The organism is Shinella sp. HZN7, assembly GCF_001652565.1.
GTDB lineage: Bacteria > Pseudomonadota > Alphaproteobacteria > Rhizobiales > Rhizobiaceae > Shinella > Shinella granuli.
The window spans coordinates 3,279,136-3,300,999 of record NZ_CP015736.1 but is presented as its reverse complement, the minus strand read 5'-3'; the positions used below and the strand labels follow the sequence as shown (position 1 = coordinate 3,300,999).

Here is a 21,864-nt window from a genome sequence, read left to right as displayed (position 1 = left end):
CGTGCCACGCCTGCGGAGATATGCTTTTGCAAATGCGGTAAATTCCGGAAATTCGGGTATTTCATGCCGCGCGTAAAGCGTTGTGCAGTGCACTGAAATCGTTTTAAATTCTGTGCGATGCAAGATTGCCGAAGACGGGGCTCGCCGGTATGGTGCCGGATATCGCCTGCCGCCATTCGAAGAACCGCACCCGTGTCCCGCATCGAAAAGCCCGCCGACAGTGACCCCGCCCGCAACGTGCTTCGAACCGGCAAGCCGACGCTGAAGACGATTGCGGAAATGACGGGCCTCGCGGTCACCACGGTTTCCCGTGCGCTCGGCAACGCGCCGCAGATCTCCGAGACGACGCGCCGGCGCGTGCACGAGGTCGCCGCCGAGATCGGCTACCTGCCGGATCGCGCCGCCCAGCGCCTCAAGACGGGTCGCACCAATGTCGTATCCGTCCTGCTCGATCCGCATGAGGAGATCCTGGGCTTCGGCACGTCCATCATGCATGGCCTGGCGCGCGCCCTTCAGGGCACGGCCTACCACCTCATCGTCACGCCGAATTTCCTCGATGGCAGCAATGTCGATGCCGTCAACTACATCATCCGCAACGGCATGGCCGATGGTCTCATCTTTTCCCGGACGGAACCCTTCGATCCGCGCGTGCGGCTGCTGCTGGAAAACGGCTTTCCCTTCGTCACCCACGGCCGCACGGAATTCTCCACCCCGCATGCCTTCGTCGATTACGACAATTTTGCCTTCGCCTATGCGGCCACCAGACGGCTGATCGTCAAGGGCCGGCGCAAGGTGACGATCATCCTGCCGCCCCGGCGCCTTACCTTCTACCAGCACATGCTGCACGGTTTCATGACTGCCGTGCGCGAGGCCGGAGTCGCCTACGAGATTCCCGAGGCGCTCGATCTCGACAGCCCCGCCGACATGATCCGCGACTATGTGCGCCGCCGTAGCGCCGAGCCCGATCCGCCCGACGGTTTCGCCTGTCCCGGCGAGGTGTCGGCGCTCGCCACGATCACCGGCATGAGCGATCGGGGCCTTTTGCTCGGCGGCGAATACGACATCGTCGCCAAGCAGACGTCGCGGCTGCTCAGCCAGATCCAGCCGAAGGTCGAGACGATCTACGAGGACCTGACGGCGGCCGGCGAGGCGATGGGCCGGCTGCTGCTGAAGCGCATCGGCGGCGAGCCTATCGAGGACCTCTCTATCCTGCAGAGCCCGCAATTCAGCTTCCCGACGCCCTGAGTGAGCGGCAGCGCCGGTCCCAGCCATGGTTGTCGGAAAAGCGTGGCTCATCGCGGCATCCACCAGCCGGTGCGCGCACCGATATGCATGTTGAGCGTCTTGGTCTCCGTATAGTCCTCCACCGCATGGCGGCCGAGCTCTCGGCCGAGGCCGGACTGGCGGTAGCCGCCGAAGGGCAGCTCCGAGGCGCCATCCATGAAGGTGTTCATCCAGATCGTGCCGGCGCGCACCTTGCGGCCGATGGTGAGGCAGGTGTCGAAGTCCCGGCTCCAGACGCCGGCCGACAGGCCGTAGTCGATGGCATTGGCGATGCGGATCGCCTCTTCCGTCGTCTCGAAGGTCAGAACCGAAAGCACCGGACCGAACACTTCCTCACGGGCGACGGCCATGTCCGGCTGAACGCCCGAAAGGATGGTCGGGGCCATGAACTGGCCGAGGCCGAGGTCGAGCGCCGCACCGCCGAGCGCCACCGAGGCGCCGGCCTTCGCCGCGCCGTCCACATAGGCGCCGATCTTTGCCAGGTGCTGCGGCGTGATGATCGCGCCGACCTGCGTCGCCGGATCGAGCGGGTCGCCGACCTTCACCTTCTTCGCCAGGTCCGCGATGCGGGCTGTCACGTCGGCGGCGATGGATGTGTGCAGGATCAGCCGCGAGCCGGCATTGCAGCATTCGCCGGCATTGAAATAGGCGCCGAAGACGGCGGCGTCGACGAAGGCGTCGAGATCGGCGTCGGGGAAGACGATCTGCGGGTTCTTGCCGCCGAGTTCGAGCGACACCTTCTTCAACGTCTGCGCCGCATTGGCCATGGTCAGGCGGCCGACGCCGGTCGAGCCGGTGAAGGAGACCATGTCGACATCCGGATGCGTCGTCATCGGCGCGCCGACCTCCGGGCCGGTGCCGGTGACGATGTTGACGACGCCTGCGGGCACGCCTGCCTCTATGAGGATCTCCCCGAGGACGAGCGTCGAGCCCGAGGTGAGCTCGGACGGCTTGACCACCGTCGTGCAGCCGGCGGCGAGCGCGAATGGTAATTTCTGGCTTACGATCAGGAAGGGGAAATTCCACGGCGTGATGATCGACACGACGCCGATCGCCTCGCGCAGCACGACGCCGAGCGTGCCGTCGCCGAGCGTGTTGTAGCTTTCGCCGTGAAGATCGCGGGCAAGCGCCGCGGCATAGCGCCAGATGTCGACGGCGCCGCCGAGTTCACCCTTGGCCTGGCTGATCGGCTTGCCGCTTTCGATGCAGTCGAGGAAGGCGAGCTCATCCGCGCGCGCGGCGATGAGGTCGGCGGCCTTCAGGAGGATGCTGGAGCGCTCGGCGCCGGTCATGGACGGCCATGGTCCGTCGTCGAAGGCCTTGCGCGCGGCGGCGATGGCACGCTCGGCATCGCCCTTGCTGCCGGCCGGATAGCGGCTGACGACGATGCCGTGGCCGGGCGCGATGCGCTCGATCGGCTGGCCGGTGCCCTCCGTCCAGGCGCCGTCGATCAGCATGCGGAAATCGCGTGCCTTGAAGTTTTCCAGCGCCTTGGGTTTCACATGCGCGGTCATCACCATTCTCCCTTGAAATCAGCGGGGCGCTTGCCCGTGAAGGCGGCGACGCCTTCCTTGAGGTCCCCGGTCTTGGCGACGAGGATCGAGCCGAGGGCCTCCACCGCCGCGCCATTGTCCTCGCCGTTCGCCACTGCGATCATCAGCTTGGAAACTTCCGTTGCCGCCGGCCCGCGGGCCGCGATGCGCGCGGCATAGGTCTTGGCCGCTTGCACGGCTGTCCCGGTTTCCACCACCTGATCGACGATGCCGAGCGTTGCGGCTTCCGCCGCCGTCAGCACCTCGCCGCCGAGCAGCATGCGGCGCACCGCCTGGGCGCCGAAACGCTTCACCAGCCGCTGCGTGCCGGACCAGCCGGGCACCATGCCGAGGCCGGCTTCCGGCAGGCCGATCTTCACCTGGGCGTCCGCGATGCGGATATCGGCTGCCGCCGCGAGCTCCAGCCCGCCGCCGAGCGCATGGCCGTTGATAGCGGCGATCAGCGGCATGCGCAGCGTCGCCAGCCGTTCGAAGACGCGGTGGCCGAAGCGCACCCAGGCATGGCCGAATTCGTTCGGCTCCATGCCGGCCCAGGCGCGGATATCGCCGCCGGCGGAGAAGGCCTTGCCTTCGCCGGTGAGGATGGCGACACGCACCGCGGCATTCGCCTCGACCGCGTCGCAGGCCGCCGCAAGCTCCTTCAGCATCTCGATGTCGAAGGCGTTCAGCTTTTCCGGCCGCGCGACGGTGATCGTCGCGAGAGGACCTTCGATATCGATGCGGATGCGCGGCTCAGCCATGGGCGGCTCCCGCCAGCGTGCGCGGCGCCTTTTCGGGCAGCGTGAGGCCGGTCAGTGCATCGGTGAAGAGCTTTGCGTCCATCACCTTGAGGTCGGGCGAAACGATCAGCGCGAATTCCGACTGGTCGAGGATATGCGTCTTGAGATCGACGCCGGGCGCGATCTCGGTGAGCACGATGCCGTCGGGCGTCAGCTTCATGACGCAGCGCTCGGTGACATAGGTGATGTCCTGCCCCTGTGCGACGCCCCGCGGGCCGGAGAAGGTGACATGCTCGACGGCATTGACCAGCTTCTTCAGCTTGCCTTCCTTCTCGATGACGAGCTTTCCATCCGCGACGGCAAGCCTGGCGCCGGCATTGAACATGCCGGAGAAGACGATCTTCTTCGCCCGCGCCGTGATGTCGACGAAGCCGCCGGCCCCCGCCGTCACATGCGGACGGAAGGAGAGTTTCGAGACGTTCACCGAGCCGTCCCTGCCGATTTCCAGGAAGGAGAGCAGCGAGGCATCGAAGCCGGCACCCTGGAAATAGGTGAACTGGTAGGGCGAGGGCATGAAGGCATCGGCGTTCGAGGCGCAGCCGAAGGCGAAGTCGAGCAACGGCACGCCGCCGACGGCGCCCTGCTCGATCACCCAGGTGACGGCGCCGTGCAGGCCTTCTTCCAGCAGGATGCGCGGCACGTTGGCGGAGATGCCGAAGCCGAGATTGACCGCGCTGCCGGCCTCCAGCTCCTCGGCCACGCGGCGGGCGATGACCTTCTGGATGTTGAACTCGGGCACGCGGAAACTGGCGAGCGGACGGAAGATCTCGCCGGAAATGGCGGGGTCGTAGAGGGTCTGCGTCGTCTGCTTCTGGTCCGGATCGACCACGATATAATCGACCAGCACGCCGGGCACGCGCACGTCGTGCGGCTTCAGGGAGCCGTCCTTGGTGATGCGCTTGACCTGCGCGATGACGATGCCGCCATTGTTGCGGGCGGCGAGCGCCTGGTCGAGCCCGCCGAGAGTGGCGCCCTCGTGTTCATAGGTGAGGTTGCCGCGCTCGTCGGCGGTGGTGGCGCGGATGATCGCCACGTGAGGCGCGATCGCCTTGAAGTAGAGCCATTCCTCGCCGGCGAAGGTGATCTTCTCCACCACCGGCTCGTTCGCCGCGGCTTCGTTCATCGCGCAGCCTTCGCGACTTGGGTCGACGAAGGTCTCCAGGCCGACCTTGGTGATGACGCCGGGGCGCTTGGCAGCCGCTTCGCGGTGCATGTCGAAGAGGATGCCGGAGGGGATGTTGTAGGCGGCGACCTCGTTCGAACCGATCATCTGCCAGATGAGCGGCGGTTCGGAGGAGGAGGGGCCGGACGGATAGGAGCCGCCGATGATCGTCTTCAAGAGGCCTTTCCTGGCGATGTAGTCGACACCCTTGATGCCGCTCATGTCGCCGGCGGCGATGGGGTGCAGCGTCGTCAGGTTCTTCGGATGGCCCGTCTCGTCGAAACGTTCACCGATCGCCTTCAGCATCAGGTCCGGGCAGCCGAGGCCGGAGGAGGAGGAGACCGAGACGACGGCGCCATCCGGGATCAGGCCTGCCGCCTCGCGCGGGGTGATATGCTTGCTCATGGGGCTCACAGTCCCGGTTCGATGCGGACCGCACGGCCCGTTTGGGCCGCCTCGACGACGGCAAGGCCCGTCGCCAGCGACCAGATGCCGTCTTCGCCGGTGGCCGAGGGCGTTCCCTTGCCGGCGATGGCGGCATGGAAGGCGGCGAGGGTGGCCTCGTAGAGGTTGCGATGGTCAAGCGGCAGCTCGTGCTCGCCGTCGGCATCCCGGAGCGTCACCGTGCCGGTCGGGCGCTGCGTCATGACATTGCGGCCGATGAGGGAGCCCTCCGTGCCATGGACTTCGAGGCCGGTTTCGGCGAATTTCGTGGTGAAGCCGTCATGGAACTGCGCGATCGTGCCGGAGCCGAAGCGCAGCACGCCCATCACGGCATCCTCCAGCCCCACCTTGCCCATGCCGCCGGCCTGCGAGAAGGCGACGGCCTCCACCGGATCGTCGTCGAGCACGAAACGCAGCGTGTCGGCATCGTGCACGGTGATGTCGAGGATGACGCCGCCGCCGGCCTCCGGCTTGTCGAGCCGCCAGCCCTGCAGGTGTGGCGGCAGGTAGACGGCGTGGAAGACGCGGGCCGACAGCGGCTTGCCGATGCGGCCGGCCTTGATGGCATCGCGCATCGCCCGGTGCGTCGCGGCATTGCGCAGGTGATGGTTCGTCGCCAGTACGACGCCGGCCGCCTCTGCCGCCGCGATCATGGCACGGGCATCGTCGAGCGCAAGGGCGAGCGGCTTTTCGCACAGGATGTGCTTGCCCGCCTTCGCCGCGGCGAGGGCCTGGTCGCGATGCAGCTCGTTCGTCGTCGAGATGTAGACGGCGTCGATCTTAGGGTCGTCGAGCAGATCGGCAAGCGTCGTGACCGACTTTGCGATGCGCTGTTCGTCCGCATAGGCGTGGCCGCGCTCGGCGCTCGTGCTCATCACGGAGACGACCTCGCCGCCCGTCGCGCGGATCGCGCCGATCACCCATTCCTTCGCGATCGTGCTTGCGCCGATCAAACCCCAGTTTGTCATGCGGAAATCCTCCTCGTCCTGTCCGTCTGGCCGGCACCGCAGCTCTGGCGCACGACGAGGCGCACGGAGCTGACGATGGTCTCGGGTTCCACCCGGCCGGCATTGATCTGTTTCAGCAAGAGTTGCGCCGCGCGCCGGCCCATTCCTTGCGGGTCGACGGAGACCGTCGTCAGCGCCGGCACGGCGGTTTCGGCCTCGATCACGTCGTCGAAGCCCACCACGGCGAAGTCGCGGCCCGGCTCCTTGCCGGCGCCGCGCAGGCCGTCGCACACGCCGAAGGCGGCGGCGTCGTTGAAGCAGAGCGCGGCGGTCGGCGCTTCGGGCAGAAGCAACGCGCGCTCGATGGCGGCAACGCCGCCGGCGCGCGAGGCTGCCGTGCCGATGACGAGCCGGTCCGGTGCCGCAAGCCCGGCTTCCGAAAGCGCATCCCGCCAGCCTTCGACGCGCTCGGTGAAGACCGTGGTGTTGGCGATGCCGCCGAGGAAGGCGATGCGGGTATGGCCGAGCGAGACGAGGTGCCGCACGGCATCCTTCGCGCCGGCATAGTTGTCGGAGAACAGCGTCGAGACCTTGGCACCGACGACATTGCGCACCACGGCGACGACCGGGATGCCGCTGGCGGCGAGCGGCTTCAGGTCGGCCGCCTCCGTTCCGCGGGCCGGCGACAGGATGAGGCCGGCAATGCCGTGCTCGCGCATGGAGGCGATGACCTCGCGCTGGCGGTCGACGCTTTCGGCGGAGTTCGACAAAAACTGCACGTAGCCGGCCGACTGCATGACCATGTCCATGCCGACGGCAAGCTCGGCGAAGAAGGAGTTGGTGAGGTCGTTGACGATGATGCCGATGATCCGCGAGGACGCGGACTGGCGCAGGTTCGCCGCGCCGCGATTGTAGACATAGCCGAGTTCGCGGATGACGGCGTTCACCCTGGCGCGGGTCGCCTCGTTCACCAGGGGGCTTGCCTGCAGCACGAGCGAGACGGTCGACTTCGACACGCCGGCGGCGCGCGCAATATCGACGACGGTCACCCGGCTCTTGTTCACGGTCTTCCTCCCTGCACAGGGCGTTCGAGCCCGCTTGTTGACGGCAATTAATTGGATCGTTCCAAATTTGTCAAGAGGGTTTGGATCGCGCTTGATGAAGTTGAATGGCAAAGGCCAGATGCCCTCATATTGTATCGCCATCCTCTCCACTCGTCATGGTCGGGCTTGACCCGACCATTCATGTTACGTCCGCAAGGTCTCGGATTCATGGGTTCTCGGCTCAAAGCCGAGAATGACGACAGAGGGCGGGGCAGGCGCTTTCCTGTCTCTCGACATGGCTGGCGACGCGTCGTTGCCGAACGCAATCCGGCAAAAATCTCCCTTGAAATTTGGAACGATCTAAATTATTGCCCTGAAAAACCCGGGAGGATTTCATGCCGATCAGCCTTACCCTGCCGCAGCCGGATGGCGGCCTTGCCCGCTACGAGCTTGTCGGGACGCCGCTTGAGCGCCCCACCGCCGCGCCCGTCTTCAGCCGCATCGCCTATGCGGCGGCCCATGTGGTTTCCGATCCGCGTCACGACGCGCGGCCCTGGGAGGCGCCGGCCATCGACTGGGAGCGTACGATGGCGTTCCGGCACCATCTCTGGTCGCTCGGCTTCCGCATCGCCGAGGCGATGGACACGGCGCAGCGCGGCATGGGGCTCGACTGGGCCGGCGCGCAGGAGCTGATCCGCCGCTCGCTGGCCGAGGCGAAGACCGTGCCGGGCGCCGATCTCGCCTGCGGCGCGGGCACGGACCATCTCGACCCCGCCGATGCGCGTTCGCTTGACGACGTGATCCGGGCCTATGAGGAGCAGGTCGGTTTCGTCGAGAAGCACGGTGGCCGGGCCATCATGATGGCGAGCCGGGCGCTCGCTCGCCTCGCGGCCTCGCCGGACGACTACCGCAAGGTCTATGGCCGCATCCTCGGCCAGGCGAAGGACAGGGTCGTGCTGCACTGGCTGGGCGACATGTTCGACCCGCAGCTTGCGGGCTACTGGGGCTCCAGGGATTTCGCGCCTGCGCTGGAGACGGTCCTGTCGATCATCGCGGAGAACCGCGGCAAGGTCGAGGGCATCAAGATCTCGCTGCTCGACAATGCCTGCGAGGTGGCGTTGCGCAACCGGCTGCCGGAGGGCGTGCTCTGCTTCACGGGCGACGACTTCAACTATGCCGAGCTGATCGAGGGTGACGGGCAGAGGTACAGCCATGCACTGCTCGGCATCTTCGATGCGGTGGCCCCGCAGGCTTCCAAGGCGTTGGCGGCGCTCGCGACCGGCGATGCCGCCACCTTCCGGGCCGTCATCGAGCCGACGGTGCCGCTCTCGCGCAAGATCTTCGAGGCGCCGACGCAATATTACAAGGCAGGCGTCGTCTTCCTCGCCTGGCTCAACGGCCACCAGGACCATTTCACCATGCCGGCCGGCATGCAGTCGGCCCGCGGCCTCCTGCACTATGCCGACGTCTTCCGCCTTGCCGACCGGGCCAACGTGCTCGACAGGCCGGACCTCGCCGCTGCGCGCATGAAGAACCTGATGACGGTGCTCGGCGTCGGGCAAGATTAGCTGTGGATGACCGGCCTTGCCGCCGGTTCTTGCCGCTGTCAGGCGCTAAACTCTGTCTTCTCGAAGGAAGACACGGGAGCGGGCGATGGCAGCGGGCGAAGTGAAGGTCGGGGAAAGCTGGAAGGCGCCCCTGGCGGCGGAATTCTCCAGCCCCTACATGGCCGACCTCAAGGCCTTCCTCCTGGAGCAGAAGCAGGCGGGACGGCGCATCTTCCCGAAAGGCTCGGAATATTTCCGCGCCCTCGACCTGACGCCTCTGGAGGAGGTGCGTGTCGTCATCCTCGGGCAGGATCCCTATCACGGCGAGGGGCAGGCGCACGGGCTCTGCTTTTCCGTGCAGCCCGGCGTGCGCATCCCGCCGTCGCTGGTCAACATCTACAAGGAAATGCAGGACGATCTCGGCATCCCGCCGGTCCGTCATGGCTTCCTGGAGCACTGGGCCAAGCAGGGCGTCCTGCTTTTGAACAGCGTGCTGACGGTGGAGATGGGCCGCGCCGCCTCGCACCAGGGCCGCGGCTGGGAGCGGTTCACCGACGCGGTCATCCGCGCCGTCAACGAGCAGGAAAAGCCCGTCGTCTTCATCCTCTGGGGCTCCTATGCGCAGAAGAAGGCGGCCTTCGTCGATCGGGACCGCCATCTCGTGCTGCGCTCGGCCCATCCCTCGCCGCTTTCCGCCCATAACGGCTTCTTCGGCTCGCGGCCGTTTTCCAAGGCGAACGCGTTTCTCGAAAAGCACGGCCGCAAGCCGATCGACTGGCAATTGCCGGGCACGCCGGGCTGAGCAGGCTCTTGGGGCGAGGGTTGCCCCTCACCTGCCTGCCGGCATCCTCTCCCCGCAAGCGGGGCGAGGAGCGATGGGCGCGCCGCCTTCCTCCCTCCCGCTGCCTGCGGCAGAGTGATCGCTGATAGGGTACGGCATCGCCACATCCTCCTTCTCCCCGCTTGCGGGGAGAAGGTCCCGGTAGGGGGGAGGGGCAGGCTCCTCAGCGGACGAGCGTCTCGTCGAGCAGCGCCATCACCTTTTCCGCATCGATGCCGATGCAGGCGTGCTGGCTCGGCAGGTCGTCCCAGTTGCCGGGCGGGAATGTGCGGGCGTCCGGCTTCTGGATCGTCTGGCCATCGGCAATGCCGCCGGCGACGACGCGGATCGCGCCGGGGCGGGTGGTGAAGAGTTCGGGGGCGACGAGATAGATGCAGGCGCAGCTATCGTGCACCACCATGCCCTCGTCCTCCACATGCTGGCCGTAGAAGTCGATGTAGAATTGCGAGATGTCGGAAAGCAGCTTCAGGTGCTTGCCGTTCCGCTCGGTGAGTTCGGCGAGGCGCTTGCGGGTCATCACCGTCTTCATCGTCACGTCGAGACCGACGACCACGACCTTCCACGGCGCCGTCATCACCGCGTCGGCGGCTTCCGGGTCGCCGTGGATGTTGGCTTCGGCGGCCGGCGTGATGTTGCCGGACACGTCGAAGGCGCCGCCCATGATGATGACCTGCCTGACGAGGCCGGCGATAGCGGGGTCTTCCTTCAGCGCATAGGCGAGGTTCGACATGCGGCCGACGGCGATCAGCGTCACCTCGCCGGGATTGGCCCGTACGGTCTCGATGATGAAGCGGTGCGCCGGGCGCGGATCGAGCGGCAGGTCGATCGTCTCGGGCACGTCGATATTGCCGAGCCCGTCATGGCCGTGGATCAGCACCGGCCAGTCGACCGGGTTGCGCATCGGATTGTAGGTCTTGCCCTCGCCGCGGGCGACGGGGGCCGCGATGCCCCATTCGCGTTTCAGGAACAGGGCGTTGCGCGTCGTGGTCTCGATGGCGGCATTGCCGAAGACGGTGGTGATGCCGATGAGGTCGATCTCGGGATGATTGTGCAGGAACAGCAGCGCCATCGCGTCGTCGACGCCGGGATCCGTGTCGAAAATAACCTTGTGCATTACGGGTGTCTTTCTTCTTGTCGTTATGGAGATCGCGCGCCTACTGGAAACGGGCGATGGAGAAGGGGGCAAGCGTGCTTTCACCCTCACCGGCCAGAAGCTGGGCGACATGGCGGCCGGTCGTTGCGGAAAGCGTGAGGCCGAGATGGCCGTGGCCGAAGGCAAAGGCGATGCGCGGATCGCCCGGATGCAGGCTGATGACGGGCAGCGAATCCGGGGTGGAGGGGCGCCGCCCCATCCATTCGGTGCCGCCTTCTTCCGGAAGGTCCGGCACGTAGCGGCGCATCTTCCTGCGCATGGCGGCGGCGCGCCTGTAGTTGGCGGGCGCGTCGGGCGAGGCGAGCTCCACCGCGCCGCCGATACGCAGCGCATTCTCGAAGGGCGTCGCCACGAAGCCGTGCTCGGAGAAGAAGACCGGCATTTCGAGCGTCGTCGACGGATTCATGAAGGTGGTGTTGTAGCCGCGCTCGGTTTCAAGCAGCACCTTCAGGCCGAGATCGGCGACGAAGCGGCGCGACCAGACGCCCGCGGTGATCGCAAGGCGATCGAAGGTGAAGGTCCGGCCGCCCTCCGTCGTCACGCTGATCCCGCTCTCCGCCCGGGCGACGCGCGACACGGTGGCGTCGAGCAGTGCCGCGCGGTCGCGCAGCAGCGCCTGCAGGCGGCGCAGGAAGGTCAGCGGATATTCGAAGGTCTTGTAGCCGTCGTTGAAGATGGCGCCGGCAAAAGGTCCCGAGAGGGCCGGCACGCGGCGGCGGGCTTCTTCCACGTCCAGCGCCTCGACGTTGCAGCCGATCAGCCGGGCATTCTCCGCCTCGTGCGCGAACACCTTGTCGCGGGCCGCGGCGCTGTCGAAGACCGTCAGCGCGCCAGTGTCGCGCATATGGCCGGAGAGGCCGGCCATCGCGCCGAGGCGCACATGATCGGCCTCCGCCGTCTTCATGAGGAAAAGCAGGGCTTTGCGGCTTTCTGCGGCCGTGCCGGCGCGGGCCGAAAGGAGGAAGCGGATGAGCCAGGGGGTGAGCGCCGGCAGATCCTGCCAGCGCAGGGTCAGCGGCCCCAGCGGATCGAGCAGCCATTTCGGCACGGAGAGCAGCATGTCCAGCCGGGCGAGCGGATCGATTTCCGGCACGGCCAGGATGCCCGCATTGCCGACCGAGGCCGGCAGGCCGCCGGCGTCCCGCTCCAGGATGGTGACGCTGTGGCCCTGTTCCAGGAGATTGAGCGCTGTGGCGCAGCCCATGAGGCCGCCGCCGACGATACCGATATGCGCCATGCCGTCCCGTTGCGTGTTGTTTTCGTTCGTTGCGCCGTCCCTCGCGAAGCAGGAACGGCAGGTTGCGGCGGACGATAGACGGAAAGCGCGCGGCTGTCGACCGAGCGGCAGCCGTGCCGGATCAGGCCCGCTCGCTGGCCTCCTGCGCCGGTTTGCGGCTCTGCAGCACCTGCCGCAGGAAGGCGAGCACGAAGAGGACGGTCATCAGGAGCACGATGGTCGGGGCGGGGGCGCTGTCGATGAGGAAGCTCAGCCAGATGCCGAAGAAGGTGGCGCCGAGGGCGACCGCGACGGCGACCATGAGCATGCTCGGGAAGCGCCGCGTGAGGAGGGCGGCAATGGCGCCCGGCGCCACCAGCATGGCGATGGCGAGGATGATGCCGACCGCCTTCAGCGCGCCGACCACGACGAGCGACAGCACGGCGAGCAGGCCGTAATGCAGCAGTTTCACCGGCAGGCCGATGGCCGAGGCGTGCTGCCGGTCGAAGGCATGCACCAGGAGGTCCTTGCGGAAGAGGAGGATGAAGGCCGTCGAGGCCGCGGCGATCGCGGCCGTCTCCACGAGATCGGCGGCGGCGATGCCGAGCATGTCGCCGAAGAGGATGTGGTCGAGATGGATATCCGGCTGGATCTTCACGTAGAGAACGAGGCCGAGCGCGAACATGCCGGAAAAGACGATGCCGAGGATCGTATCCTCCTTCACCCGGCTGTTGTCCTTGAGGTAGCCGGCCGAAAGCGCACAGAACAGGCCCGCGACGAAGGCGCCGGCGGCGAAGGGCAGGCCCAGGACATAGGCGATGACGACGCCCGGCAGGACAGCATGGGAGACCGCGTCGCCCATCAGCGACCAGCCCTTCAGCACGAGATAGCAGGAGAGCAGCGCCATCGGCACCGATATCATCAGCGTCACCAGGAAGGCGTTCTGCATGAAGGCGAGCTGGAAGGGCATGATCGCAAGTTCGAGTGTCTCGTTCATGGCAGCTTCGCCTCCAGGGCTTCGAGGGCGAGGCGACCCCTGCGGCGCGCGGCAAGAAGGCCGTGTTTCGGGGCGAAGAGGAAGGCGGTAAGGAAGATCGCCGTCTGCAGAACGACGATGATGCCGCCCGTCGCCCCATCCAGGAAATAGGAGATATAGGCGCCGACGAGGCTGGTGCCGGCGCCGAGCGCGGCGGCGATCGTGATCAGCCGCTGGAAGCGGTCCGTCAGCAGATAGGCGGTAGCACCCGGCGTTACCACCATGGCGATGACGAGGAAGGCGCCGACCGTCTGCATGGCGGCGACCGTGGAGGCGCTGAGCAGCGTGAAGAACAGGATCTTCAGGCCCGTCGGGTTGAGGCCGATCGAGCGGGCGTGGCTCTCATCGAAGAAGGTGACCATCAGGTCCTTCCATTTCAGGAGCAGGATGACGAGCGTGACGACGCCGATGATGGCGAGCTGGATCGTGTCCTCCGGGCTGACGGCGAGGATGTTGCCGAGCACGATGGTCTGGATGTTCACCGGCGTCGGGGCGAGCGAGACCATGAAGAGGCCGAGGCCGAAGAAGGAGGAGAAGATCATGCCGATGATGGCGTCTTCCTTCAATCTGGTCTTCCGGTTGAGGAAGAGCATCGCGGCGGCGGCAAGCCCGCCGGAGAGGAAGGCGCCGGCCGCGAAGGGCAGGCCCAGCATGTAGGCGCCGGCAACGCCGGGCACGATGGAATGGGAGAGCGCATCGCCGATCAGCGACCAGCCCTTCAGCATGAGATAGGCGGACAGGAAGCCGCAGATGCAGCCGACCAGCGCGCTCACCCACATGGCGTTCACCATGTAGCCATAGCCGAAGGGTTCGAGGAGCGTGTCGATCACGGCGTCTTCTCCGCGTCGCGCTCGCCGTAGATGACGAAGGGGCGCTCGTCGTCGGTGATGACCTTGACGGAGCGCTTGTCCTCGTCGTCGTGCAGGTCGTGGCCGCCGAGGATGAAGTGGCGCAGCACGCCGCCGAAGGCGCGCTCCAGATTGGCTTCGGTGAAGGTCTCGGCCGTCGGGCCGGAGGCGATGACGGTGCCCTTCACGAAGACGGTGCGGTCGCAGAAGTCCGGCACGCTGCCGAGATTGTGGGTGGAGACCAGCATGACACGGCCCTCGTCGCGCAGCTTGCCGAGCAGGTCGACGATCTGCTCCTCCGTCCTCACGTCGACGCCGGTGAAGGGTTCGTCGAGCAGGATCACCTGGCCCTCCTGCGCGAGCGCGCGGGCGAGGAAGACGCGCTTCCTCTGCCCGCCCGAGAGCTCGCCGATCTGGCGCTTGCGGAAGTCGCTCATATTCACCCGCGACAGCGCTTGCTCGACCATCTCGTGGTCGTGCTTCGTCGGAATGCGCAGCCAGTTCATGTGGCCGTAGCGGCCCATCATGACGACGTCCTCGACGAGCACGGGGAAGGTCCAGTCGACCTCCTCGGCCTGCGGCACATAGGCGACGAGGTTCTTCTTCAGCGCCTCCTGCACGGAAAGGCCGAGGATGGTCACCTTGCCGGCGGCGACCGGCACGAAGCCCATGATCGCCTTGAAGAGCGTGGACTTGCCGGCGCCGTTGACGCCGACGAGCGCGGTGATCGTGCCCTTCGGCACGGAGAAGCTGGCATGCGTCAGCGCCGTGTGGCCGTTGCGGTAGGTGACGGTCACGTCCTCGGCGAGAATGCCGTCCACCTTCTTCGGCCTGCCGCCCATCATCATTGTGAAAGACCCTTCACGATGGTCTCCGACGTGACGCGCAGGAGGTCGAGATAGGTCGGCACGGGGCCGTCCGCCTCGCTCAGCGAGTCGACATAGAGCACGCCGCCATAGGCCGCGCCGGTCTCCGCGGCCACCTGCCTTGCCGGGTCGTCTGAAACGGTGCTTTCGGAGAAGACGACGTGGATATTGTGTTCGCGCACCGCGTCGATCACGGCCTTCACCTGCTTGGGCGTGCCTTGCTGGTCGGCGTTGATCGGCCAGAGGAAGAGTTCCTTGAGGCCGAAATCGCGGGTGAGGTAGCTGAAGGCGCCCTCGCTGGTGACGAGCCAGCGTTTTTCCTCGGGCAATGCATCGATCTTCGCCTTCATCTCGGCGCCGAGTGCGGTGATCTTCTCGCTGTAGGCCTTGGCGTTCGCGTCATAGTTCGCGGCATTGGCGGGGTCGAGCGCGACCAGCGCCTTGCGGATGTTCTCGACATAGATGAGCGCGTTGGCCGGCGACATCCAGGCATGCGGGTTCGGTTTGCCCTCATAGGGGCCTTGCACGATGCTCATCGGCTCGATGCCCTCGCTGACGGTAACGTTCGGCACGTCGCCGAGATTGGCGAGGAACTTCTCGAACCAGAGTTCGAGGTTCAGCCCGTTCCACAGCACCAGCTTGGCGTCCTGCGCCTTCAGGATATCGCGCGGGGTCGGCTGGTAGTTGTGGATCTCCGCGCCCGGCTTGGTGATGGATTCGACGACCGCGGCATCGCCCGCCACATTCGCCGCGATGTCGGCGATGATGGTGAAGGTCGTGACGACCTTCGGTTTTTCCTGTGCAAGAGCAGGGCCTGCCATCAGAAGCGGCAGGCTGAGAAGAAGGGTATGGAACGAACGTCGGAGCATCGGCTCTCCTGATCTGCTTTTGCGAATGAGTTGCATTAAACTATAGGGCTGTTTTCGCCCCTGTCAACGCAATTGCAAATCATTCGCAAAAACGTCCCGGAATCGGACGCCCGGGTTTAAAACTTCCGAAACGCCCGGCCTGTAGAGTGCGGGCAGTTCGCGTGCTCTCGGCGCGTTCGTGTTCCTGCGTTTCAAGAGAAGTCCACCGCCCGTGAAGTTCCTTCCGACCTCTTTCCGCTTGTCCCGGAAGCTTCTGATCATCGTCACCGGCGTCGTCGTGCTGACGGGGGCGTCGGGGGCGGCCGCGATTTTCGTCGGGCGCGATGCGTTGCTCGGGCCACCGGCGGAACAGGTGTCGGGTGCCGCCTGTACGACGGTGTCCACCGTACGCCTCGATCGCAACGGCCAACAATGGTTGCGCAAATATGTGCGCTCGGACGCCAAGGACGGGGATGTGCGCATCAAGACGGCGCTGCGTGTCGCCGGCGCCGTATCCAACCACGAGGAGGCCGATCTCTACCAGGTCATCCTGCTCGATGCCGCCGGGCCCGTGAACCGGGCCGACATGCGCGGCCGCGCCATCGGCGCCGAGGTGCTTTTCGCACGCAACCCGTCAGCCATCCCCGGAATGGCGGCACCGTTCGTCGCGCGCTACACGACCGGCCAGCCGGCGGGCAACGGCGAATTCTACGGCGAGCGCAAGGAGCTTTCGCTGGACGAGATCAAGACCATCGTGACCGCGATGAAGGAGCGGGCGGATTGTATCGATCCGCATGCGGTCGAGGAAGCGGGTGGCCATCGCGAGGCGAAGGCCGAAGGTGGCCACGGCGAAGCGTCAGCCGAAGACGGGTCGCACGAGGTCGCCGCCAGCGAGCATTGACGGGTAGAGGAGGCAATGCCCCTCATCCCGCTGCCGCGACCTTCTCCCCGTAAACGGGGAGAAGGGGATAGGACGCGCTCGTTTCCTCAACCAATATCCGTTCGTGGGGCATGTCCCCTCTCCCCGCTTGCGGGGAGAGTGTTAGGGTGAGGGGCAAGAGCCAAGAACGAAATCAGACAAGAGGTGGCCGGCATCAGCCGCCTCAGCTCTCAGTCCGCCTTTGCCCGGCGGGCCGGGAAGAGGATGACGTCGCGGATCGACGAGGCGTTGGTGAGCAGCATGATCAGGCGGTCGACACCGATGCCGAGGCCGCCAGCGGGCGGCATGCCCTGGTCGATGGCATCCAGGAATTCGTCGTCGAGCTGCTTGTCCTTCTCGCCGCGGGCATGGGCCTGTTCGAGCTGCTCGACCATGCGGGCGCGCTGTTCTTCCGGATCGTTCAGCTCGGAGAAGGCGTTGCCGAGTTCCCAGGTGTTGCAATAGGTCTCGAAACGCTCGACGAGGCGCGGTTCCCCCGGCACTTCCTTGGCGAAGGGCGAGATGTCCTTCGGGAAGTGCGTGACGTGCGAGGGCTGGATCAGCGTCGGCTCGACCTTCTCCTCGAAGACGAAGGCGAGGCATTCGCCCCAGGTCCAGTCCTTCTCGACTTCGAAGCCGGCGGCCCTGGCAGCGGCGCGCGCTTCCTCGTCCGTCTTGATCGCGAGGAAGTCGATGCCGGTCGCTTCCTTCACGGCGTCGGGCATCGGCACGCGCTTGAACGGGCCCTTGAAGGAGAGTTGCTTGTCGCCGTAGGAAAATTCGGTCGAGCCGTGGATCTTGACCGCGAGCTCCGCGAAGAGGCGTTCCACGAGGTCCATGATGTCCTCGTAGTCGGCATAAGCCCAGTAGCACTCCATCATGGTGAATTCGGGATTGTGCCGGGTGGACACGCCCTCATTGCGGAAGTTGCGGTTGATCTCGAACACCTTGTCGGTCAAGCCCGAAACCAGCGTGCGCTTCAGGAACAGTTCCGGCGCGATGCGCAGGTACATGTCGAGCTTCAGCGTGTTGTGGTGCGTCTTGAAGGGCTCGGCCGTCGCGCCGCCATAGACGGAATGCAGCATGGGCGTCTCCACTTCCATGAAGCCGTCGTTCTCCATGAAGCGGCGGATGCCGGAGACGATCTTCGAGCGCTGCTGGAAGCGGAGCTTGGATTCCTCGTTGGTCATGATGTCGAGGTGGCGCTTGCGGTAGCGGATCTCGATGTCCGCCACGCCATGCCACTTTTCCGGCATCGGCAGCAGGGTCTTCGTCAGCATGACGATCTGCTGTGCGTTGATCGTCAGCTCGCCGCGCTTGGTGCGGCGCACGACGCCCGTCACGCCGATGATGTCGCCGAGATCGATCATCGGCAGCAGCGCGCGGGCTTCTTCGGGCGTCGTGTCCTTGTGCGAAAAGATCTGGATCTTTCCCGAGGCGTCATGGATGTCCATGAACATGCCGGAATTGCGCGAGGAATAGACGCGGCCGGCGACCGTCACCACGTCGCCGCTCTCGGTATCGGGCGCCAGGTCCTCGTATTTTTCCGCAAGTTCGGCATTCGTCATCGTCCGGTGGAAATGCGCCGGGTAGACGTCGCCGATCGTCTGGCGAAGCTGGTCGAGCTTCTGGCGGCGGACTTCCGTCGGGTCGGAGGAAAGGGCGGTTTCTGTCTTCTCGTTCATTCTTCTTGTTCCTTACTTTCCACTGCCGACCATCGAGGCAACCACCTGCGCGGCCACTTTGAGGCGCTGGCGCACGACGGAGCGGCCGAGGATGGCCATCGAATCGAAGAGCGGCAGCGAGCGCGACGAGCCGGAAACGGCGACGAAGAGCGGGGCGACGACGACCTTCAGCTTCTTGCCGAGTTTGTCGGCGCTGGCGCGCAATTCCGCCTCGATGCTCTCCACGGTCCATTCCGGCATCTTTTCGAGATCGGGCTGGACCTGATTGAGGACTTCGAGGATTTCTTCCGGCGTGGATTTCACCTTGGCGAAGGCCTCCGGCGTCAGGCCGAGGTCGGATTTCAGCAGGAAGCCGGCAAGGTCCGGCAGTTCGCCGAGCTTGGAAATGCGCGACTGCGAGAGCTTCAGCCCCTGGCGGACGCGGTCGTTCTCCATCGCCCAGGAAAGCACGCGCTGGACGAATTCCTCTTCTGAAAGCTGCTCGCGCAGCCAGCGGCCGTTCAGCCAGTCGAGCTTCTGGATGTCGAAGATCGCGCCGGCCTTGGACAGGTTCTCCGGATCGAACTTTTCGGCGAGCTGATCCATGGTCAGCAGTTCCTCGCCCTCGGCGATCTGGATGAAGAACAGGCCGAGGAAGTTCATCAGCGCTTCCGGCAGGTAACCGAGCGCGGAATAATAGGAGATCGAGGTCGGGTTCTTGCGTTTCGAGAGCTTCGACTTGTCGTGGTTGCGCATCAGCGACAGGTGCATGAAGACCGGCGGCTCGAGGCCGAGATACTGGTAGATGAGGATGTGCTTCGGCACCGAAGCGAGCCATTCCTCGCCGCGCGCGACATGCGTGATCTTCATCAGGTGGTCATCGACGACGTTCGCCATATGGTAGGTCGGCATGCCGTCGGCCTTGAGCAGGACCTGCATGTCGACGGCATCCCACGGGATTTCGACCGGGCCGTAAACGCCGTCGACGAACTTGCAGGAGCCTTCGGTCGGGATCTTCATGCGCACGACATGCGGCTCGCCCGCCTCGACGCGCGTCTTCACTTCCTCGGCAGAGAGATGGAGACACAGGCCGTCATATTTCGGCGGCTTGCCGGCGGCGCGCTGCGCCTCGCGCATCTCCGCCAGCCGCTCGGGCGTGCAGAAACACTTGAAGCCGTGGCCGTTCTCGACGATCTTGTCGACGAAGGGATGGTAGATGTCCTTGCGATCGGACTGGCGATAGGGGCCGTAGGGGCCGCCGATGTCGGGGCCTTCCGACCATTCGAGGCCGCACCATTTCAGTGCGTCCAGCACCTTCTGCTCGAATTCCGGCGTCGAGCGCGTGGCGTCCGTATCCTCGATGCGCAGGATGAAGGTGCCGTTGTTCTTCTTGGCGAAGAGATAGTTGAACAGCGCGATATAGGCGGTGCCGACATGCGGCTCGCCGGTCGGGGAGGGTGCGATGCGGACGCGAACGCCGGAGGCGGTTGCGGAAGTGCTCATGGTTTGGCCCGTCTTGACATGGTTCTACGCCCCCGGGCCGGCGGTTCCGGCGGCGAAGGCGTCACTTTAGGGAGGGAGAGCCCGGTTTTGCGCCGGACAGGCGGCGGGGAAAGGCTTTCCGTTGGGCTGCGTGAGACCATATTCAGCCCGGCGCGTCAAGAAAAAGTCAGCCGCGCCTATTGCACCGGCCAGACGTAGAGCAAGGCCGGTACGCTGACGAGAACGATGAGGAAGGACAGGGGCAGGCCGACCCGCGGATAATCGGCGAATTTGTAGCCCCCCGGCCCCATGACCAGCGTGTTGCACTGGTGGCCGACGGGGGTGAGGAAATCGCAGCCCGCACCGATCGCCACCGCCATCAGGAAGGCCTCCGGCCGATAGCCGAGCGCGCCGGCGAAACTTGCGGCGATCGGCGCCATGACCAGCACCGTCGCGGCATTGTTGAGGAAGGGCGTGACGGCCATGGCGGTCAAAAGGATGAGGGCGAGGGCGCCGAAGGGCGGCAGGTGCACGGCGACATCGCCCAGCCAGCCGGCGATGAGCTCGCTGGCGCCCGTCGTGCGCAGGCTGTCGGAGACGGGGATGAGGCAGGCGAGCATGATGAGGATCGGCCCGTCGAGCGCGGCATAGGCCTCGCGCAGCGGCACGGCGCGCAAGAGCACCATGGCGACGGCGGCGGCGAAGAAGCCGGTCGCCACCGGCACGAGGCCGATGGCGGTGGAGGCCATGGCGGCGATCAGCACCAGCACGGGGATGATCGCCCGGCGGGGCGCGCCGAGCAGGATCTCGCGCTGGGCGAGGGGAAGCAGGCCAAGTTCCGGCAGGAGCGTCGGCAGGGTGCGATTGTTGCCCTGCAGCACGACCATGTCGCCGGGGCGCAGCCGCACCGCGGAGAGCTTTTCCCGCAGCCGTTCGCCCTGCCGGCTGACGGCGAGCAGGTTGATTCCGTAGGAATGAAACAGTGCGATGCTGCGCGCCGAAATGTCGATGAGCCGGGAATCGTTGCCGACGACGGCCTCGATGGCGCTGATCTCGCCTTCCTCGCCGCGCCCGGCGCGGATCGGCTTGCCGGACAGCATGAGGCCGGCGGCGGAGACGACCTTGTCGAGCGCTCTTGCCGTGCCCTCCATCAGGATCGTGTCGCCCGCGGCAAGGCGCACATCGGGCAGCGGGGAGAGATGGACATGGCCGCGGATGATGGCGGTGGCGATCACCTCGCCGTCGCCGTGCTTCAGCACGTCGTTCAGCAACCTGCCGACGGAGGGTGAGCCTTCCTCCACCGTCGCGTCGGAGGAATAGGCGGCCGCCTCCAGCGATTCCTCGATGCTGGCATTGCTGTTCGTGCGTTCCGGCACGATGCGGTTGAAGAACAGCATGAAGAGGATGCCGCAAACCGCCAGCGTGGCGCCGACGGGCGTGAAGTCGAACATGGTGAAGCTCTCACCGGTGATCTCCTGGCGCAGCCGCGAGACGACGATGTTCGGCGAGGTGCCGATCTGCGTCATCAGGCCGCCGAGCAGCGCGGCGAAGGCCATGGGCATCAGGAATTTCGAGGCGGGCGTGCCGGATTTCCGGGCGAACTGGAAGGCGAGCGGCATCATGATGGCGAGCGCGCCGATGTTCTTGATGAACGCCGAGAGCACCGCGACGGAGACGAGCAGCAGCGCGAGCTGCGCGCGGCCGGAGGTGAGGTTCGGGAAGAAGCGCTTGACCGCGAGATTGACGATGCCGGAGCGGGCGACGGCCGCGCTGACCATCAATGCGCTGCCGACGATGATGACGATGTCGTCGCTGAAACCGGAAAAGGCCCTGTCGAAGGGCACGATGCCGAGCGCGAGCGCCAGGAGCAGCGAGCAACAGGCAACGAGGTCGTAGCGAAACCGTCCCCAGATGAACGCCGCCATCATGAGCGTGATGACGACGAAGGCGAAGGTCTGCTCAAGGGTCATATTCCGGTCCGTGCGGCGGGACGATGCTCGACATGAATTCCGTACGGGCCTTTCCGGTTCCTGCAAGACGCGCAAGCCGGTCACAAACTTTTGCGGAACAATCCATTTGCCGGGCGGTTTGCCAAGAGAAGGCGGACCGTGTCAACCGGACGCGACGGGGATGGAGAACACGGGCGTTTTTCCGGTTTCTTCCCGTGGCCAACGAAACGGCAGTCGAGCTCCCCACCTGTCCGGTCCGTCTTCAGCACCTTTCCAAACGGGA

General features: G+C 65.8%; 18 protein-coding genes. 4 read left to right on the top strand and 14 right to left on the bottom strand.

Going from position 1 to position 21,864, the window contains the following annotated elements:
- Positions 1-279: 279 nt before the first annotated feature.
- Complete coding sequence (locus shn_RS15910; protein ID WP_245337416.1) at positions 280-1,245, top strand: LacI family transcriptional regulator; 966 nt, start codon at positions 280-282, stop codon at positions 1,243-1,245.
- Positions 1,246-1,292: 47 nt separating this feature from the next.
- Here the strand turns inward: shn_RS15910 and shn_RS15905 are convergent, their stop codons facing one another.
- From shn_RS15905 to shn_RS15885, 5 genes are read right to left on the bottom strand one after another with little or no spacing between them, the layout of a single operon-like run.
- Complete coding sequence (locus shn_RS15905; protein WP_064331272.1) at positions 1,293-2,798, bottom strand: aldehyde dehydrogenase family protein; 1,506 nt, start codon at positions 2,796-2,798, stop codon at positions 1,293-1,295.
- Positions 2,798-3,577 carry an enoyl-CoA hydratase/isomerase family protein gene (locus shn_RS15900; protein ID WP_064331271.1) on the bottom strand — a complete coding sequence of 260 codons (780 nt, stop codon included), beginning with the start codon at positions 3,575-3,577 and terminating at the stop codon, positions 2,798-2,800. The genes shn_RS15905 and shn_RS15900 overlap by 1 nt, the downstream gene beginning before the upstream one ends.
- Positions 3,570-5,183 (bottom strand): acyl CoA:acetate/3-ketoacid CoA transferase, encoded by a 1,614-nt coding sequence (locus shn_RS15895; RefSeq protein ID WP_064331270.1) that lies wholly within the window; start codon positions 5,181-5,183, stop codon positions 3,570-3,572. Before shn_RS15895 ends, shn_RS15900 begins: the two co-directional genes overlap by 8 nt.
- Before the next feature lie 5 nt (positions 5,184-5,188).
- Complete coding sequence (locus tag shn_RS15890; protein WP_064331269.1) at positions 5,189-6,190, bottom strand: Gfo/Idh/MocA family protein; 1,002 nt, start codon at positions 6,188-6,190, stop codon at positions 5,189-5,191.
- Positions 6,187-7,233: a LacI family DNA-binding transcriptional regulator gene (locus tag shn_RS15885; protein WP_064331268.1), complete on the bottom strand. Its 1,047-nt coding sequence runs from the start codon at positions 7,231-7,233 to the stop codon at positions 6,187-6,189. Before shn_RS15885 ends, shn_RS15890 begins: the two co-directional genes overlap by 4 nt.
- A 374-nt stretch (positions 7,234-7,607) precedes the next feature.
- Here shn_RS15885 and shn_RS15880 point away from each other — a divergent pair, with 374 nt between their 5' ends.
- Positions 7,608-8,780: a dihydrodipicolinate synthase family protein gene (locus shn_RS15880; RefSeq protein WP_064331267.1), complete on the top strand. Its 1,173-nt coding sequence runs from the start codon at positions 7,608-7,610 to the stop codon at positions 8,778-8,780.
- 85 nt (positions 8,781-8,865) lie between these two features.
- Entirely contained in the window at positions 8,866-9,561 is a 696-nt protein-coding gene (gene ung / locus shn_RS15875) for a uracil-DNA glycosylase (protein ID WP_064331266.1), read from the top strand.
- A gap of 202 nt (positions 9,562-9,763) precedes the next feature.
- Here the strand turns inward: ung and shn_RS15870 are convergent, their stop codons facing one another.
- The 6 genes from shn_RS15870 to shn_RS15845 form a co-directional block, all read right to left on the bottom strand.
- Positions 9,764-10,714 (bottom strand): nucleoside hydrolase, encoded by a 951-nt coding sequence (locus shn_RS15870; protein ID WP_064331265.1) that lies wholly within the window; start codon positions 10,712-10,714, stop codon positions 9,764-9,766.
- Positions 10,715-10,754: 40 nt separating this feature from the next.
- Complete coding sequence (locus tag shn_RS15865) at positions 10,755-11,990, bottom strand: FAD-binding oxidoreductase (protein WP_064331264.1); 1,236 nt, start codon at positions 11,988-11,990, stop codon at positions 10,755-10,757.
- Positions 11,991-12,111: 121 nt separating this feature from the next.
- The gene (locus tag shn_RS15860) at positions 12,112-12,966 is read right to left on the bottom strand and encodes a metal ABC transporter permease (protein ID WP_064331263.1); all 855 of its coding nucleotides are present in this window, start codon (positions 12,964-12,966) and stop codon (positions 12,112-12,114) included.
- On the bottom strand, positions 12,963-13,835 hold the full coding sequence (locus shn_RS15855; protein ID WP_064331262.1) for a metal ABC transporter permease: 873 nt from the start codon (positions 13,833-13,835) through the stop codon (positions 12,963-12,965). The genes shn_RS15860 and shn_RS15855 overlap by 4 nt, the downstream gene beginning before the upstream one ends.
- Positions 13,832-14,701 (bottom strand): manganese/iron ABC transporter ATP-binding protein, encoded by an 870-nt coding sequence (locus tag shn_RS15850; RefSeq protein WP_064331261.1) that lies wholly within the window; start codon positions 14,699-14,701, stop codon positions 13,832-13,834. Before shn_RS15850 ends, shn_RS15855 begins: the two co-directional genes overlap by 4 nt.
- The gene (locus shn_RS15845; RefSeq protein ID WP_064331260.1) at positions 14,698-15,588 is read right to left on the bottom strand and encodes a metal ABC transporter substrate-binding protein; all 891 of its coding nucleotides are present in this window, start codon (positions 15,586-15,588) and stop codon (positions 14,698-14,700) included. The genes shn_RS15850 and shn_RS15845 overlap by 4 nt, the downstream gene beginning before the upstream one ends.
- Positions 15,589-15,826: 238 nt before the next feature.
- On the opposite strand from shn_RS15845, the gene shn_RS15840 reads away from it, so the two are divergent.
- Positions 15,827-16,468, top strand: coding sequence for a hypothetical protein (locus shn_RS15840; protein ID WP_133033589.1), 642 nt, complete (start codon positions 15,827-15,829; stop codon positions 16,466-16,468).
- Between the two features lie 209 nt (positions 16,469-16,677).
- Here shn_RS15840 and lysS read toward each other — a convergent pair whose 3' ends face one another.
- The 3 genes from lysS to shn_RS15825 all read right to left on the bottom strand — a co-directional run bounded on the left by lysS (position 16,678) and on the right by shn_RS15825 (position 21,602).
- On the bottom strand, positions 16,678-18,171 hold the full coding sequence (gene lysS / locus shn_RS15835; RefSeq protein WP_064331258.1) for a lysine--tRNA ligase: 1,494 nt from the start codon (positions 18,169-18,171) through the stop codon (positions 16,678-16,680).
- A gap of 12 nt (positions 18,172-18,183) precedes the next feature.
- Positions 18,184-19,653 carry a glutamate--tRNA ligase gene (gene gltX, locus shn_RS15830; RefSeq protein ID WP_064331257.1) on the bottom strand — a complete coding sequence of 490 codons (1,470 nt, stop codon included), beginning with the start codon at positions 19,651-19,653 and terminating at the stop codon, positions 18,184-18,186.
- A gap of 176 nt (positions 19,654-19,829) precedes the next feature.
- Complete coding sequence (locus shn_RS15825) at positions 19,830-21,602, bottom strand: SLC13 family permease (RefSeq protein WP_064331256.1); 1,773 nt, start codon at positions 21,600-21,602, stop codon at positions 19,830-19,832.
- Positions 21,603-21,864: the final 262 nt, after the last annotated feature.

What these genes read in the sequence shown, in the direction of transcription:
- shn_RS15910 (WP_245337416.1), top strand. Translation starts at nt 280, where the DNA reads ATGACGGGCCTCGCGGTCACCACGGTTTCCCGTGCGCTCGGCAACGCG.
- shn_RS15905 (WP_064331272.1), bottom strand. Translation starts at nt 2,798, where the DNA reads ATGACCGCGCATGTGAAACCCAAGGCGCTGGAAAACTTCAAGGCACGC.
- shn_RS15900 (WP_064331271.1), bottom strand. Translation starts at nt 3,577, where the DNA reads ATGGCTGAGCCGCGCATCCGCATCGATATCGAAGGTCCTCTCGCGACG.
- shn_RS15895 (WP_064331270.1), bottom strand. Translation starts at nt 5,183, where the DNA reads ATGAGCAAGCATATCACCCCGCGCGAGGCGGCAGGCCTGATCCCGGAT.
- shn_RS15890 (WP_064331269.1), bottom strand. Translation starts at nt 6,190, where the DNA reads ATGACAAACTGGGGTTTGATCGGCGCAAGCACGATCGCGAAGGAATGG.
- shn_RS15880 (WP_064331267.1), top strand. Translation starts at nt 7,608, where the DNA reads ATGCCGATCAGCCTTACCCTGCCGCAGCCGGATGGCGGCCTTGCCCGC.
- ung (WP_064331266.1), top strand. Translation starts at nt 8,866, where the DNA reads ATGGCAGCGGGCGAAGTGAAGGTCGGGGAAAGCTGGAAGGCGCCCCTG.
- shn_RS15870 (WP_064331265.1), bottom strand. Translation starts at nt 10,714, where the DNA reads ATGCACAAGGTTATTTTCGACACGGATCCCGGCGTCGACGACGCGATG.
- shn_RS15865 (WP_064331264.1), bottom strand. Translation starts at nt 11,990, where the DNA reads ATGGCGCATATCGGTATCGTCGGCGGCGGCCTCATGGGCTGCGCCACA.
- shn_RS15860 (WP_064331263.1), bottom strand. Translation starts at nt 12,966, where the DNA reads ATGAACGAGACACTCGAACTTGCGATCATGCCCTTCCAGCTCGCCTTC.
- shn_RS15850 (WP_064331261.1), bottom strand. Translation starts at nt 14,701, where the DNA reads ATGATGATGGGCGGCAGGCCGAAGAAGGTGGACGGCATTCTCGCCGAG.
- shn_RS15845 (WP_064331260.1), bottom strand. Translation starts at nt 15,588, where the DNA reads ATGCTCCGACGTTCGTTCCATACCCTTCTTCTCAGCCTGCCGCTTCTG.
- lysS (WP_064331258.1), bottom strand. Translation starts at nt 18,171, where the DNA reads ATGAACGAGAAGACAGAAACCGCCCTTTCCTCCGACCCGACGGAAGTC.
- gltX (WP_064331257.1), bottom strand. Translation starts at nt 19,653, where the DNA reads ATGAGCACTTCCGCAACCGCCTCCGGCGTTCGCGTCCGCATCGCACCC.
- shn_RS15825 (WP_064331256.1), bottom strand. Translation starts at nt 21,602, where the DNA reads ATGACCCTTGAGCAGACCTTCGCCTTCGTCGTCATCACGCTCATGATG.